Annotated in this window: 14 protein-coding genes; 3 read left to right on the top strand and 11 right to left on the bottom strand. The window is 42.8% G+C overall.

Annotated features, from left to right (window positions below; translation table 11 throughout):
• Positions 1-213: 213 nt before the first annotated feature.
• From FHS45_RS14950 to FHS45_RS14970, 5 genes are all read right to left on the bottom strand, one after another.
• Positions 214-1,401: an acetate kinase gene (locus FHS45_RS14950; RefSeq protein ID WP_062447325.1), complete on the bottom strand. Its 1,188-nt coding sequence runs from the start codon at positions 1,399-1,401 to the stop codon at positions 214-216.
• Positions 1,402-1,530: 129 nt separating this feature from the next.
• The gene (locus FHS45_RS14955; RefSeq protein ID WP_062447328.1) at positions 1,531-2,517 is read right to left on the bottom strand and encodes a class I SAM-dependent methyltransferase; all 987 of its coding nucleotides are present in this window, start codon (positions 2,515-2,517) and stop codon (positions 1,531-1,533) included.
• 155 nt (positions 2,518-2,672) lie between these two features.
• Positions 2,673-3,173 carry a thiol peroxidase gene (gene tpx / locus FHS45_RS14960; RefSeq protein ID WP_062447333.1) on the bottom strand — a complete coding sequence of 167 codons (501 nt, stop codon included), beginning with the start codon at positions 3,171-3,173 and terminating at the stop codon, positions 2,673-2,675.
• A 99-nt stretch (positions 3,174-3,272) separates the two neighbouring features.
• Positions 3,273-3,737: a GerW family sporulation protein gene (ytfJ, locus tag FHS45_RS14965; RefSeq protein ID WP_062447336.1), complete on the bottom strand. Its 465-nt coding sequence runs from the start codon at positions 3,735-3,737 to the stop codon at positions 3,273-3,275.
• A 27-nt stretch (positions 3,738-3,764) separates the two neighbouring features.
• Entirely contained in the window at positions 3,765-4,337 is a 573-nt protein-coding gene (locus FHS45_RS14970) for a DUF2953 domain-containing protein (RefSeq protein WP_062447339.1), read from the bottom strand.
• Between the two features lie 228 nt (positions 4,338-4,565).
• Here FHS45_RS14970 and FHS45_RS14975 point away from each other — a divergent pair, with 228 nt between their 5' ends.
• Complete coding sequence (locus tag FHS45_RS14975; protein WP_062447342.1) at positions 4,566-5,369, top strand: NAD kinase; 804 nt, start codon at positions 4,566-4,568, stop codon at positions 5,367-5,369.
• Positions 5,370-5,456: 87 nt separating this feature from the next.
• On the opposite strand, the gene FHS45_RS14980 is transcribed toward FHS45_RS14975, so the two are convergent.
• The 5 genes from FHS45_RS14980 to ezrA all read right to left on the bottom strand — a co-directional run bounded on the left by FHS45_RS14980 (position 5,457) and on the right by ezrA (position 12,355).
• Entirely contained in the window at positions 5,457-7,049 is a 1,593-nt protein-coding gene (locus FHS45_RS14980) for an amidohydrolase (protein WP_062447346.1), read from the bottom strand.
• 778 nt (positions 7,050-7,827) lie between these two features.
• Positions 7,828-8,028: an alpha/beta-type small acid-soluble spore protein gene (locus tag FHS45_RS14985; protein WP_062447352.1), complete on the bottom strand. Its 201-nt coding sequence runs from the start codon at positions 8,026-8,028 to the stop codon at positions 7,828-7,830.
• A gap of 107 nt (positions 8,029-8,135) precedes the next feature.
• A complete protein-coding gene (thiI, locus tag FHS45_RS14990) occupies positions 8,136-9,344 on the bottom strand; it encodes a tRNA uracil 4-sulfurtransferase ThiI (RefSeq protein ID WP_062447355.1) in 1,209 nt (402 codons plus the stop codon).
• A gap of 6 nt (positions 9,345-9,350) precedes the next feature.
• Entirely contained in the window at positions 9,351-10,490 is a 1,140-nt protein-coding gene (locus FHS45_RS14995; protein ID WP_062447358.1) for a cysteine desulfurase family protein, read from the bottom strand.
• Between the two features lie 173 nt (positions 10,491-10,663).
• Positions 10,664-12,355 carry a septation ring formation regulator EzrA gene (gene ezrA, locus FHS45_RS15000; RefSeq protein ID WP_062447361.1) on the bottom strand — a complete coding sequence of 564 codons (1,692 nt, stop codon included), beginning with the start codon at positions 12,353-12,355 and terminating at the stop codon, positions 10,664-10,666.
• 159 nt (positions 12,356-12,514) lie between these two features.
• On the opposite strand from ezrA, the gene hisJ reads away from it, so the two are divergent.
• Positions 12,515-13,321, top strand: coding sequence for a histidinol-phosphatase HisJ (gene hisJ / locus FHS45_RS15005; RefSeq protein ID WP_062447364.1), 807 nt, complete (start codon positions 12,515-12,517; stop codon positions 13,319-13,321).
• Here the strand turns inward: hisJ and refZ are convergent.
• A complete protein-coding gene (gene refZ, locus FHS45_RS15010) occupies positions 13,300-13,920 on the bottom strand; it encodes a forespore capture DNA-binding protein RefZ (protein WP_062447366.1) in 621 nt (206 codons plus the stop codon). The two genes, hisJ and refZ, sit on opposite strands and share 22 nt — an antisense overlap.
• A gap of 129 nt (positions 13,921-14,049) precedes the next feature.
• On the opposite strand from refZ, the gene FHS45_RS15015 reads away from it, so the two are divergent.
• Positions 14,050-14,529 carry a GAF domain-containing protein gene (locus tag FHS45_RS15015; RefSeq protein ID WP_062447368.1) on the top strand — a complete coding sequence of 160 codons (480 nt, stop codon included), beginning with the start codon at positions 14,050-14,052 and terminating at the stop codon, positions 14,527-14,529.
• Positions 14,530-14,707 lie beyond the last annotated feature (178 nt).

Genomic DNA, 14,707 nt, shown 5'->3' on the forward strand with positions numbered 1-14,707 from the left:
CCTGTTTCCTCCCATCCTCTCTTACATGTCTATTCTTATTCTAGCTTGAATAGGAGAAAAAAGAAAATCTGCTAAATTTAAAAAAACCGGGCTACAACCTATTCCTTATAGCGAAAGCCTTAGTAATTTCTTAATCCCTTAACAAAGTTAAACTTCTTAATATATAAGAAAACCAGGTATCCAACCTTTAAGAGCTGGATACCTGGTTATAGATTAACTGGATAGACGCACCGTATCACGTGCAATCATAACTTCCTCGTTTGTTGGGATGATCATGACTTTAACTGGTGAATGTGGATAGTTTACGAAAGCTTCTTTTCCACGGACTTTATTCAGGGAAGGATCCCAGTAAACACCCATGAACTCCAGCCCTTTCAGGACACGTTCACGAATCGCTGTACTGTTTTCCCCTACTCCAGCAGTAAAGATGATTGCATCGACTCCGTGCATACGGGATGCATAAGAACCAATATATTTGTGGATGCGTGCTGCAAATACTTCTAAGGCCAACTCCGCACGCTCTTCTCCATCAGAAGCCTTTTCCTCAATATCACGTAAATCACTGGAGAAACCGGATAGCGCAAGCATCCCGCTCTCCTTATTTAATACGTTCATCACTTCCGCAGCTGTTTTGCCTGTCTTATCCATGATATAAGGAATCAAGGCAGGATCGATATTACCGGAGCGCGTTCCCATCGTTACACCAGCTAATGGGGTGAATCCCATAGAAGTATCGATGGATTTTCCACCTTCGATTGCTGCTATACTCGCTCCGTTACCTAGGTGGCAGGAGATAACACGCAGTTGTTCGATCGGCAGACCTAGCATTTCAGCCGCTCGTTCGGAAACGTACTTATGAGAAGTACCATGGAAGCCATATTTACGTATGCCATACTTTTCATAATACTCATACGGCAAGCTATATAAATATGATTGTTCTGGCATTGTTTGATGGAAAGCTGTATCGAATACGGCCACCGATGGTACTCCCGGGAGTACCTGTTTAAATGCCCGGATGCCCGTTAAGTTCGCCGGATTATGAAGTGGAGCCAAGTCAGAAACTTCTTCAATTTCTTTAATGACTTCTTCCGTGATCAGAACGGAATCACTGAACCGCTCTCCACCATGGACAACACGATGACCTACGCCATCGATTTCATCCAGAGAATCGATAATACCTGTAGAAGTTAATTTCTCTAAAAGCATTTTGACAGCTTCTGCATGGTCAGCAATATCTTGTGTGGTCGTTACTTTTTCGCCGCCCACTTCTATAGTAAAGATAGAATCGTTGATGCCGATTCGCTCAACTAGGCCTTTCGTGATTACAGTTTCTTCCGGCATTTCCATCAGTTGAAACTTTAATGAAGAACTGCCGGCATTAATAGCTATGATTTTACTCAAGGTTGTTCATCCCCTTAAATTAGGCTCTCTTGTTTTATTCCACTACCATTTAATCACCCTGCGTAGACATTTTCAAGATACAAGGGTGAATGGTAACGTTTACGCAAGAAAATCTTTATTTTCTCATAATTAGGAAGAATGATTTTTTTCAAACCATTGATTGATTTGACCCAGTATATCAGCCATTGCGGTATGATTCTTAAAGGAAGGAAGCTTCGCGAGCAAAGCCTCTTTCGGCGTTTTAGTCCCTTCTCCCTTTTTTTGCAGAATCAGGATACTTTTGGCATGTTTTTCTTCCTTAAATAGACTTTCTGGCAGTTGAAGCATCCCGAAAATATGGGCATGCTCTCTGAGAAACTCATTCAGCTGCTGTGCCTGATCACTCTCAAACAAAAAATTAGGAATGATGAACATCAAAAATCCGCCTGGTTTTGTATACCTGAGCCCTTGCTCGATGAATAAATGATGAGAGTAAGAATGTTCTTCCTCCGCGTGCAACGTAAACTCTTTCGCCTGTACATCATCAGGATAATAACCAACAGGAAGGTCAGCTAAAACAAAGTCGACTGGCTCTAACAGAAACGGCCGCAAGCTGTCCTGATGGAAAAATTCTATTTCACTCTTTTGAAGGTTAGCATTTGCCAGGGCCAGCTTCATCAGCGTTTCATCCACATCACTTCCATAAGCCGCAACCTTCTTATCCAGCTGGTTTAATACTGCAGTCAGCAAATTAGCAGTACCGCAGGCAGGATCGAAAATCCGTAATTCCTTTTCACCAGGAAACAAACGCTGGGTTAAATACCCCATAAACATAGCCACCGTATCGGGGGTGATAAGGTGCTGCTGTTGAGTGGCTCCCTTCATCCCTTTTAATATTGCAAGCTGTGTCGCTTTCCGGATTTCCTCTTTTTCATACTTGTTCAGCTCAATGTCTTTTAAATGCTTTTCTAGTTGCTGTTTTAACAGATCAGCCATATCATCAAAGGGAGCATGATGAAATAAAACATCCAGGGCACCTGCAACAGCTTCTAAATATGTGCTGTTTTCCTGATATTCGATAGCTGTCGCCGCTTCATCAATCCATTCAAAGAGTTCTTCTACATGTTTATGGTCCATAAAACGTCTCCTCCTTACTTTACCCCTGCACTTTCCTATGATTCAAAGTTTATAAACAAGCAAATGGCGCATTCATTTTTAGAAATGCGCCATGTTGATTCAATCGATATCCTATTTACATTCCGATCATACATTTTCGTGTAATGGCAGTCAACTTACTTAGCTTGTTCGACTGCAGCGATCGCTGACTCATAATCAGGGTGGTTCGTTGCTTCACTGACATACTCTGCATAGGTGACTTTATTCTCAGAATCTACAACAAACACGGCACGAGCCAAGAGACGCAGTTCTTCGATTAATACACCATACGCCTTGCCGAAAGAAGCATCACGATGATCTGACAACGTATCAACATTCTCGATACCTTCCGCACCACACCAGCGCTTTTGAGCGAACGGCAAATCCATACTGATGGTCAAAACTTTGACATCACCCAGGCTGGTAGCTTCTTCGTTGAAACGACGCGTCTGCTCCGCACAAACTCCAGTATCAAGAGAAGGGACTACACTGATCAATTTCACACTGCCCTGGTAATCATTCAAAGTAACTTCACTAAGGTCATTTGCCAGTACTTTAAAATCAGGTGCCTTGTCCCCTGCCTTTACTTCTTCTCCAACTAGTGTAACCGGGTTTTCTTTAAATGTAATTGAAGCCATTTCATCGTCCTCCTTGCATGAATTAAAATTTAGTTACCCCATAAAAAAACTGCCTATCTTTTATTATGAAGGCAGTTTGTTTCAATGTCTAATATTAACCTATAAAAGATCGGAAGAAGAACGTCTTGACCTTGATTCCTGCTGGCTTCCACCTTTATTACCTTTTTGCAGTATCTCCTGTATCTTTTCAATTACTGGCGGTGCCAAGTCAAGCATTCGTTCATATAAGTGGGTCTGTTCGTTCAAATGGATCATTTGGACTCCTTGTTTTCTGACTACAAGAAATGCAATCGGGGTGATAGAGACTCCGCCCCCGCTTCCACCTCCAAATGGCAGTTCCATATCTGATTGACCCTGGCCGCTGTCCTGCCCTTGGTCGCTTCCGCTTTTAGGTTTGAACTCACTGCCACCGGCAGCAAATCCAAAGCCTACCCTTGACACAGGAATGATGATGCTTCCATCAGGGGATTCCACCGGTTCACCTACAATTGTATTAACATCAATCATTTCTTTAAGACTATCCATAGCTGTGGTCATCAGACCTTGAATCGGATGCTCATCCATGTTATTACCTCCTGCTTGTCATCTCGCTTACTCAGCTTTTCTGTTCACGTATCGTAACCACACATATATAGCTTTGCCCAGACGAAATGAAAATATACCATCGGCAAGCACATGGAAACAGGGCATTTGAAACGACGGTTCCACACGGAATTTAGCTGGTTTTTTTATGATAAACAATTGGTCGAGCAACTGTTCCAGAAGAGCCCCTAGAGCCATCAACCCTCCTGCCAAGGATCCTGTCGTTGAAGCCATTCCGGTGCCCACACGCATGATACTATCCATTTTATGTACGGTTATGACACTTCCCAATTCCATAACCTGGGAGAAAGAAAGGCTCCTTTTTGCTTTCCCTTCCGAAACTTTATCCTTCCAAATTTCTTCTGCTTTCTTTTCCACTTTAGCCCACTCTTCTTCATTTTCTACTATCCGTGAAAAATCAATTTGGCGGCGGAAAACAGGAAGAAAGCCGAAATAAGCGACTAAAGTCAGACGCTTATCTTCCGGCAATATTTTTAAATGAAAACGTAATGATATCTTCATGAACAGTAAACCGATCACAATGATAGTTAACACAATCAAGCCAATCAAAATCCATTTCATGAGCCTCACCTGCATACTAGTATCCTCAGATGACCATCCTAATAAACATCTATCATCAATATTTTAAAGAAAACTCAGATTTTCCCCAAAGTTATTATAGCCAATCTTTAAATTCTATCCTGCTTAAACTTACCTTAATTTTTAATCAGGCACCATCTCTCTTAGCATTTCCACTTCACAGTCAGAGATGATAAAATAAGGATTACCATGTAGAGGGAGGCATACATAATGGCGAATGACAGACAGAATCTATACTTTTATTACCCACCTAATGAGGAGCTCGATGAAAAACTTAAGCCTTTATTTCGTTTAGCAGAAGAGAATGGCTTTACTATATTAGAGGACCCAAAGCACGCCAATATTATTGTCAGCGTCGGTGGAGATGGAACGTTCCTGCAAGCTGTCAGGAAAACTGGTTTCCGGCAGGACTGCTTGTATGTAGGTATTCGCAGAGAAGATGAGGCAGGCCTATATTGTGATTTCAATATCGACGACTTTGATAAAATGGTCGATTCCATGGTTAATGCCGACCTGGAAGTAAGAAGATTTCCCGTCATAGAAACTACAGTCAATAATGAGTCTACCATGCTTTGCTTGAATGAATGCAGTGTACGTTCAACATTAATCAAGACGATCGTGATTGATGTATTCATCGACGGACGCCAGTTTGAAACCTTCCGAGGTGATGGCCTGGTAGTCTCAACACCAACAGGAAGTACAGGTTATAACAAATCAACCAAAGGAGCTGTCATCGATCCAAGGCTCCCATGTTTCCAGGTCAGCGAACTTGCTTCTTTAAACAATAACCGCTACCGCACATTGGGCTCACCATTTGTCCTTGGCAATGAACGCACATTGAAACTTAAAGTACAGCAGGATGGAAATGACTATCCGATCATTGGGATGGACAACGAAGCATTCTCTATCAGGAACATCAAGGAGTTATCCATCCAATTAAGTGACCATGTCATCAAAACCGTTAAAATGAAAGATAACACCTTCTGGGACCGCGTCCAGCGCACATTCCTTTAAGCCAAAACGTAAGTGCTGGAGCAGGGTGAAGTACTTTAATACAAAAACAAAGCCTGACACATCTCCCTGTGTCAGGCTTTCGTTTAATTATGTCCGTTGATACATTACATCCCCGTCTACAATCGTCATGGTTACATTTGTATCGCCTATTTCATGGGGAGCTAACGTAAACAGGTCCCTATCTAACACAGTGAAATCTGCTGTGTAGCCTTCTTTTATTTTGCCTCGATCATTTTCATGACGGATAGCATACGCACTCCCGCTTGTATAAAGAGAAATCGCTTCATACATGGAAAGCTGCTGGGAGGCATTATATATTTTCTGGTCAAAGCTTGCTCTGCGCTCTACTGCCGCACGGATGCCTAATAACGGGTTTATTTCTTCAATCGGAGCATCCGAGCCACCGGCACAAGGTATTCCTTTATCTAGCAATGTTTTCCATGCATAAGCATGTATCAGCCGGTGTTCTCCAATTCGCTCGATGACCCATGGAAAATCAGAGGCTACAAAGGTCGGCTGTAAATCTAAAATAACATTCAGCTTTGTCAGCTTATCATATAGTTCTTCCCGTAATATTTGCGCATGGATAACCCGGTCTCTTTCCCCGCTATCCAGTGGGTTGGCGTGGAGAATCTCGGCTATTGTTTCTACAGCCTGATCACCAATCGCATGTACAGCCACTGGCATTCGTTTTTTTCTTGCCTGCTGGACAAGAGCTTCTAACTGTGCTTTTTCGTGTATAGCTACTCCTTCATTCAATGGGTCATCGGCATACGCCGCCGACAGCCAAGCCGTCCTGCCACCAAGGGCACCGTCTGAAAAGATCTTCATGGCTCCTAATTCCACAAAATCTGTACCGCTTTTATATTGATATCCATTGTCATGCATATCTTCCACTACCTCATGATGGACAAGTAAATGTGCCCGGAATTTCAGTTCTTTTCCATCAATGACTTTACAGAAGGCATCAAATGTTTTTTGGAAGCCCCCATAATAATTTAAATCTTCCGTATGTCCGCCTACCAATCCATGCCGATGCATATCATTTACTGCTAATGTCAAAGCCCGTTCCAAATATTGAGGGGTGACTTCCGGCATCGCCTGCTTGATCAGCTCCTGAGCCTGGTCATGGAAATAACCAAGGGGTTCACCTGCATCCGAACGGATAATCAGACCGCCCTGAGGATCATTTGTAGCTGCTGTAACCCCAGCAAGTGCCATTGCCTTAGAATTAGCCAGCAGTGCATGACGGCAGATTCGTGTCAACATCATAGGATGGTCATTTGTAATATCATCGAGTTCATCCTTATAGATAATCCGCTGGTCACTCCATTGATTTTCGTTCCATCCCTCCCCTATGATCCATTCGCCTTTAGGGACCTGCTCTGCGTGCTGTTTTAACGCCCACTTTACTTCTTCAGCGGACTTCATAAACGACAAATCAAGCCGCTGCAGCCGCTCTCCATGTCCAATAATATGTAAATGGCTATCTACGAAGCCAGGATACATGACCTGGCCCATCAGGTTATACTCTTTGGTAAGCCGATCTCCATATGTACGGTATAATTGTTGGCTGTCGCCTACCGCTATAATTTTTCCCTTATCGGTAACTACTGCTTCTACCCAGTCGTTCTCTTGCGCCATCGTATAAATTTTGCCTCCATACCATAGTTCGGCCATTATCCTATCTCCCTTCTTTCCACTCATTGTATACTATAAATTCATCTTTTTCCTTACCTTATTTTCGTCTTTCTCAGCTCATACATCAACTATTTACAACTAATATGTTGAATAGTTAAGATTGCGACTACAGAATGACTGGCTTTTAGTATAAGTTTTGCTTTTTCCATTAAAGCTCCCTTATACTGAAGACTCAGTTTCGAGATAAGTTGTTTCCGTTACGGCAGTAACGGTTGGGAGGTCCGGGAAATTACTCGCTTTCCATGGGCGTACGGTGAGCTTCCTCGGGCTTAAAGCCCTGCGGGATCTCACCATGTACTATTCTCCCATTGGAGTCTCGCAATTTCCCGGATCTCCTTCCATTTATGTGTGTAACGGAAGCGCTATTCCTCAGTAATGATTACTATGAAATGGGAACAAGCGTGTTCTATGCAAATTACAATGCAAAGAGCCTTCGATATTTCGCGGGTACGTTAACCTTCATGACAGCTGGGTGGCGGGGAAACGGTGAGACTCCCGTGGGAGAAGGATCCAGACGAGACCCCGCAGGGCGTGAAACGACCGAGGAGGCTCGGCGGCTCCCCCACAGGAAAGCGAACCGTTTCCCAGCCGCCCTTCTCTGGATTTGGTAACGTATCCCAAAATACCTCGAAATGAAGTCTTCGACTTTTCGGCACTTTTATTGAATACTTAAAGTAAATAAACTTAAACAGGGCAAATTATTAAGAAAAGCCTTGCTGTTGGCCAGCAAGGCTTTTTGCCATACATATTTAATTAGTTATTGTTGACCACCAAATTGCTGTTCAGCTTGTTGAACCAAGCGCTTAGTGATTTCACCACCAACAGAACCGTTAGCGCGGGAAGTTGAGTCAGGACCAAGTTGAACTCCGAATTCTTGAGCGATTTCAGTTTTCATTTGATCCAAAGCTTGTTGTACACCAGGTACAAGCAATTGGTTTGAGTTGTTGTTTTGAGCCATGTTGTTTCACCTCCTCGTTACTTCTATCATGTGTAACGAGGATTTTTTTCATTCAAACCTCTTGCTGGTATTTGTTGCTAGTAGGTTAAAAGCTGTAATATCAGCGCTTAAAACAAATCTTCGAATTCATTTTCACTTTTCAGCTCGGTTTGCAGCTTCAGTTCTATCAATTCTCTTTGCTCCACCGCTTCTTTTATGTCTTCAGAGAAATCGACTGCAGATTCGTACTCGCGAGCTTTTTCTTTCTTTGGTCTCGTCTTAGGAGCTTTCGGCACAAAAACCGTGCAACAGTCTTCATATGGACGAATGGAAATATCGTAAGTGCCGATTTTTTGGGATATCGATATAATATCTAATTTATCCATGGCTACGAGCGGTCGAATGACAGGATAATTTGTAACATCGTTAATGGCACTCATACTTTCCATTGTTTGACTGGCAACCTGACCGAGGCTTTCGCCGGTTGTCATAGAAAGAATGTCCTGCTCCTTTGCTACAGCCTCACTTATTCGAAGCATCATACGCCTCATGATTGTCATGCTGTAACCTTCAGGCATTTCCTGATGAATTTTCTGCTGAATTTTTGTAAAAGGTATTATATGCACTTTCATTTTGATACCGAATCTGGTCATTTCCTGGGCCAGATCCATTACTTTTTGTCTGGCTCGTTCACTAGTATAAGGAGGAGAGTGGAAGTGAATCGCTTCGACCTCTACTCCACGCTTCATGGCAAGATATCCAGCAACAGGGCTGTCGATTCCGCCGGACAAAAGCAATAAGGTCTTCCCGGTTGTTCCGACAGGAAGACCGCCAGCACCCGGATATTTCTTTGAAGTTACATAGACAGCATCCTGACGTATTTCCACGACTATTTCTACATCCGGCTGGTGAACATCAACCGTGACATTTGACGTATTTTTCAGGATATGCGCTCCTAGCAATTGATTCATTTCCTGGGACTTGATCGGAAATGTCTTATCGGTTCGCTTAGCAGAGATTTTGAAGGTGCTGGCTTGCTTAGCATCATGAAAAGCAAATAATGCTGCTTCCCTGATTTTCCCCTCATCCTGCTCGGTACGAAGGGCAAAACTTAGACTCTGAATGCCAAAGACTTCCTGACATGTCTGCATTACCTCATATGGATCTTCCCCATTCAAAAGGATATACATACGGTCTCTCGTTTTTTTCACCTTGGCAAGAGGAAACTTTTTCAGTTTATGCGCGAGATTGCTTTGTAGTTTTTGTTCGAATTTATGGCGGTTTTTACCTTTAAGTGCCATTTCACCATACCGCACCATTATTTGATCGAATTCCATTTTTATCTACCCCATTACTTTATTTAATTCGGTTAAAACATTAGCTAACTCCGAGCCAAATATTTCAATTTCCTTTTGTGTCGTGTGATAAGACAAACTGACTCTCAATGCACTTGTCGTCCTGTCTTCTCTTAGGCGACATGCTGCCAGCACGGCACTTTGATCGGCTCGTTTGGAGGAACATGCTGACATCGTGGAGATAAAGATATTCTTTTCTCCAAGTGCATGAATCACCACTTCCGGTTTAAAACCCGGGACAGAAATATTAACAATATGCGGTGCAGCATCCTTAGGAGAGTTGATGATCACAAATCTATTTTGTTCCAACTTTTCCCGGAGGCGGCGATTCAAATTCTTTAAGTTGGAGAGTTCTGTCTGCTTTTGTTCCATAATTAAGCGTAGAGCTTTCACAAAAGAGACAATACCAGGCAGGTTTTCTGTACCAGCACGGTATGCGCCTTCCTGACCTCCTCCATGATGAAGAGGAAATAGCCTGGTTCCTTTTTTTATAAATAAAGCACCAGTACCATTCAACCCGTGAATCTTGTGACCGGACATGGTACATAAATCGATTCCGCACTCGTAAAAATCTAGTTCTAATTTACCCAGCCCCTGTACGTGATCCACGTGGAAAAACAACTTTGGATGTTGTTTCACTACTTGTCCTATTTCATATATCGGCTGGATAGTCCCCAGCTCATTATTAACAGACATGATTGTAATCAAGATGGTATCTTGACGAATACTCTCCTTCACATCTTCCAAACGCACTTCTCCTGCTTCTGTCACAGGAAGATAGGTTATTTCAAAGCCCAGCTTCTCTAAAGAAGCACATGCTTCCAGGACCGAAGGATGTTCAATTTGACTGGTAATGATATGCTTCCCTCGATTTTGGTGCTCCAATGCGATTCCCTTAATAGCTATATTGTTCCCTTCCGTGCCACCTGATGTGAAAATAACTTCTTCAGCTGCTATTTTTAGCAGCTGGGCAGCCTGCTTTTTGGATTGCAGCAATAACCGTTCAGCTTCACTGCCAAAGCGATGGATGGAGGAAGGATTGGCATAATATTGTTCCGCTACTTTTTGGAAGGTATCGACTACTTCTGGATACGGTTTCGTCGTAGCACTATTATCTAAATAAATCATCGGGATTTCCCCTTTGGCGTTATTTTGCAGTCTCATATATTATCATACCTTATGTTAAAAATAAACAATACAGGAACCATCATAAAGTTGATGGTTCCTGTATTTATCTGGAATACTATTCATTTCAGCAAGAAGGAAGACTAATCCAAAAACGGATATCCACCGCTTCCATCTTACACTAATACGTTATCACGTGATTCCAATCGGTTCATCAGGTCTGGATCAACTTCTTTTATAGCTTCGGAAGCCAATGCAAATGAAGTCTCATAATTGAAGGAACGGAATTCGCGTTCGGCTTCAGAAAGCCTGGCTGCAACCAATGGATATTGACTACGATAACGGTTCCCGTATTGAATCACCTGTTCGGCAAGCAGAGCCTGATCCATTGTCCTGATTGCAGCTTCTGTTACCTTGCCGATTTTTTCAGACGCCTCATCTAATATATTATTTACCTTTGTCATTTCAAGTGGCTGCTCTTCCAGGCTCATAAACACCCTTTCCAGCTCTTCATGTCCCTGTTTCAGTTCCTCCGCCAGTTCCTCAGGTATTCCAGGCAGATTACTCTTGCTGAGCTTTCTGTTTATATCCAGTAACGATTGCTGCATGGCAACCAGTTTCTGCTTTGCTTCATTCTCGTCCTGTCGCAAAGCTCTAATGCTTTCACTGAACGCTTTATGTTCAGCCTGCAGTTCTTCCAGCTGCTGTTGACAATCCTTAAGTTTTTCTTGCAGCTCGCTATAGGAAGTCGTGTCATCTTCCATTTTCTTTTGAAAATCCATGAATTGCTTTTTAATTTTAACCATCCACTTCTCGAGCAGCAGCTGCTTTTCCATATCCTTATCTTCAAAATGGTAGGTACGCTGCAGCTCTTGCACTTCATGTTTTGTGGCAAGTAGAATCTGTTCGGATTCTTCCAGCACTTCCTGGTATGGCTCATATTGTTTGTCAATAGTATTCCTGGCAATCGCTTCTTTTTCAAGCAACTGATAAATTTCCTGAATACGTGCTTCCATTTCTTTTACAGTGTCTTCTACGCCATCAAGGTTTCCATCTTCCATCGTGGACACGCACGCAGCCAATGTCTCCCGGTGAGTATGTATTTCTTTTTCAAAACCAAGGTGGCTCAGACGGTAACCCTCTTCTTTCATCTCTGCCATACCTGCAAGAATTTCGTCAAGCTGAACAGGGACTTCCTGCCGGCATTTTTTATACAGTAATGGCAATACGTTAATGCGCTCCTGAAGGTCTGCCAAGTTAACCTTTAACGTTTGAACAAGCTCATTGGCTTCCATATAATCTCCTTGCCCGGTCAACTTCTTGTATTCTTCGAGAGTTTGCTGAATCTCACTTACTTCTTTATCAAGTGCACGATAGGCTTTACCATATTTATGGCGATTCTGCATTAATTCTTTCTTCAGTTCCTTCAATACAGGTTGTACCTGTTCTACTTCCTCTCGGCTTGACTGTTCCGATTCAAGGAGCTGCTCAAGCTCTTTGAAAATCTGATTGATGTCAGCTTCTATCGTTTCCAGTTTTTGTTCCGTCTCTTGAATCTTTTGTTTCGCTTTCCGGAAACGGTAACGGTCAGCAGCTTCTTCAACATCAAACAAATCTTCTTCTAAGTCCGGCAATTCCTGGGTAAGAATACGATCCCAGCGGCCTCGCCACCCGTCGAATTTCTCCTGGGTTTCACCCGATAGATTGAGATTCTTCACTTTAGAAAGCTCCTCGGTCACTTGCCGATTCATAATATCCAGTTTCCAATTTTCCAGTCGATCGACTTGATCATACAACTTCTTGCGGACAATCAATCCATATATGATTAAGCCGATAATCAATACAATAATCCCGATCACGTACTCCATAAACAGCCTCCTAACAGATGACACCTTCCAATAGGGGAAAAAAGGCTCCAAAATGATAAATTGTTGTAATTATGATACCATGAGAACAATCATTTTGGCTAAAATATTTCAAAATAATTAACTATATGACATTTTTTTCTACACAAAAGGGGAATTTCAATGAAAATTGACGGCCATATTCACACTCCTTATTGTCCACACGGCACATCCGATCCATTTAAAGCCTACGTAGAGGAAGCATTGAAGCAAGGATACAGCTCGATGTCTTTTACCGAACATGCGCCACTGCCACCATCTTTTCTGGATCCTGTGCCCGACAAAGACAGTGGCATGGACCTCCGTTTGCTTGAGAGATACATCCAGGATATTGAACAAATAAAAAAAGAATATCAAAAGGATATTGACATTCTTATTGGCCTGGAAGTCGATTACATAGACGGCTACGAGCAGGAAACAACGGAGTTCCTTACCAGGTATGGGAGCAGATTAGATGATAGTATTCTTTCTGTCCATTTTCTAAAAGGTCCGGATCATTATCATTGTATTGATTTTAGTGAAGCAGCTTTTCAACATGCCATTGATGACTTCGGATCGCTCGAAAAAGTCTACCAAGCCTACTTTAGAACGTTGGAAAAATCAATACAGGCAGACCTCGGTCCATTCAAGCCTGGCAGGATTGGTCATATGACGCTCGTGCGCAAATTCCATCACCATTTTCCATCTCCCGCAGACTGGGATGCTCCTATATCTGCGTTGTTGGAAAAAGTGAAACAGGGACGTTATCAGCTGGACTACAACGCTGCCGGATACTTTAAGCCCGCCTGCCTGGAGAGTTATCCTCCACAGCGGATCGCCAGACAAGCGTATCAGGCGGGAATCGAGCTTATATATGGATCTGATGCTCATAAAAGCACAGGAATCGGCCAAGGCTTTGACCGAATCGATCACACACTGACAACCGGCTGATTACAAAGCATTTGCACCCACTTTTGAACCGTACGGCTATATTGTTGAGCAAAATAACTATGGGATTGGTCGAATGTCACAAAATCCTTCCAATCATGCGGCATAGCATAAGGGGCCTGAAGCATGCCTTTAAATTGAAGAAATAAAAATCGGGCGTCCCGTTTTTCTCTCACCACGGGGACTACTACTTGCTGGAATAAACCATATAGCAAATGATTTTCTTTAGACAAGTAGGTTACCAGCATTTCACGTACAAACTGATTGTCCAGAGACAGCTCCCGTTGGATAAGGCATGTCAGTTGATGACGATCCTGCTTGTAATGTAGAATTACCTCAATTAAACGGCAAAGACGATCAATTGGGTCTAATTCATCCATCGCATCAGCCTGCTGCTCGACTAGACCGATATAATCCTCATAATAATCAATGATCAACGTTTCAAGCAGGCCCTGCTTATTAGTGAAATAATAACTGATCAAAGAAACATTCACAGCGGCCTCACCAGCAATATCCCTGACGGAGGTACCATGGTATCCCTTTAGGAAAAACTGCCGGCAAGCGACATCCATCACTTTTTGTCTGGTCGTGGTCTTTTTCATCAGGACATCAGCTCCTCTCTTATTAGTTTAAAAATTCGCCGTTATTCAGCAAGAATCCTGTAAAAAACGTTCGTCAATTCCTGCACTTGCAGGCTCGAAAAATATCGAATATATATTGGAGGTAATCTTATGTTCCAAACGATGCATTATAATGGTACCCGAGAAGAAAACTATCAGCTATTGATAAAGCAGCTTGCCGCTTTGTTGGAAGGAGAAAACGATCAGATCGCCAACCTCTCGAATGCTTCCGCTCTTTTAAACCAGTTCTTGAGCGATGTTAACTGGGTCGGTTTCTATATTTGGAAAGAAGGGGAACTTGTCCTCGGACCATTCCAGGGACTGCCTGCATGCGTACGCATCAAGTCCGGCAAAGGAGTGTGTGGGAGAGCGGCAGCAGAAAAACAGACACAGCTTGTGGAAGATGTACACGCTTTTCCTGGACATATCGCATGTGATGCTGCCAGTCAATCAGAAATAGTCGTTCCTCTCTTTAAAAACGGGGAATTGTTTGGTCTATTGGATATCGACAGCCCATCGAAATCTCGCTTCGATGAAACAGATCAAATCTATCTGGAAAAATTCGCCCGGATGCTGGAACAGTACATCTAAAGATAGAGTCTATCAAATTGCAATTCTTCCTTGACTTCTTTAGCTGTAAAGCCTATAATAGCCTTTGTGTAAAATAAATGGCAGCCTATGTGAACCTGCGTTGTCATCATTTTGTTCCTCCAGGTGAGGTGCATCGTGTAACTCTCTGCTGCTGGAGCGATGGTGCATGAAAACAAAA

Source organism: Thalassobacillus devorans (assembly GCF_011761345.1).
Taxonomy (GTDB): domain Bacteria; phylum Bacillota; class Bacilli; order Bacillales; family Halobacillaceae; genus Thalassobacillus; species Thalassobacillus devorans.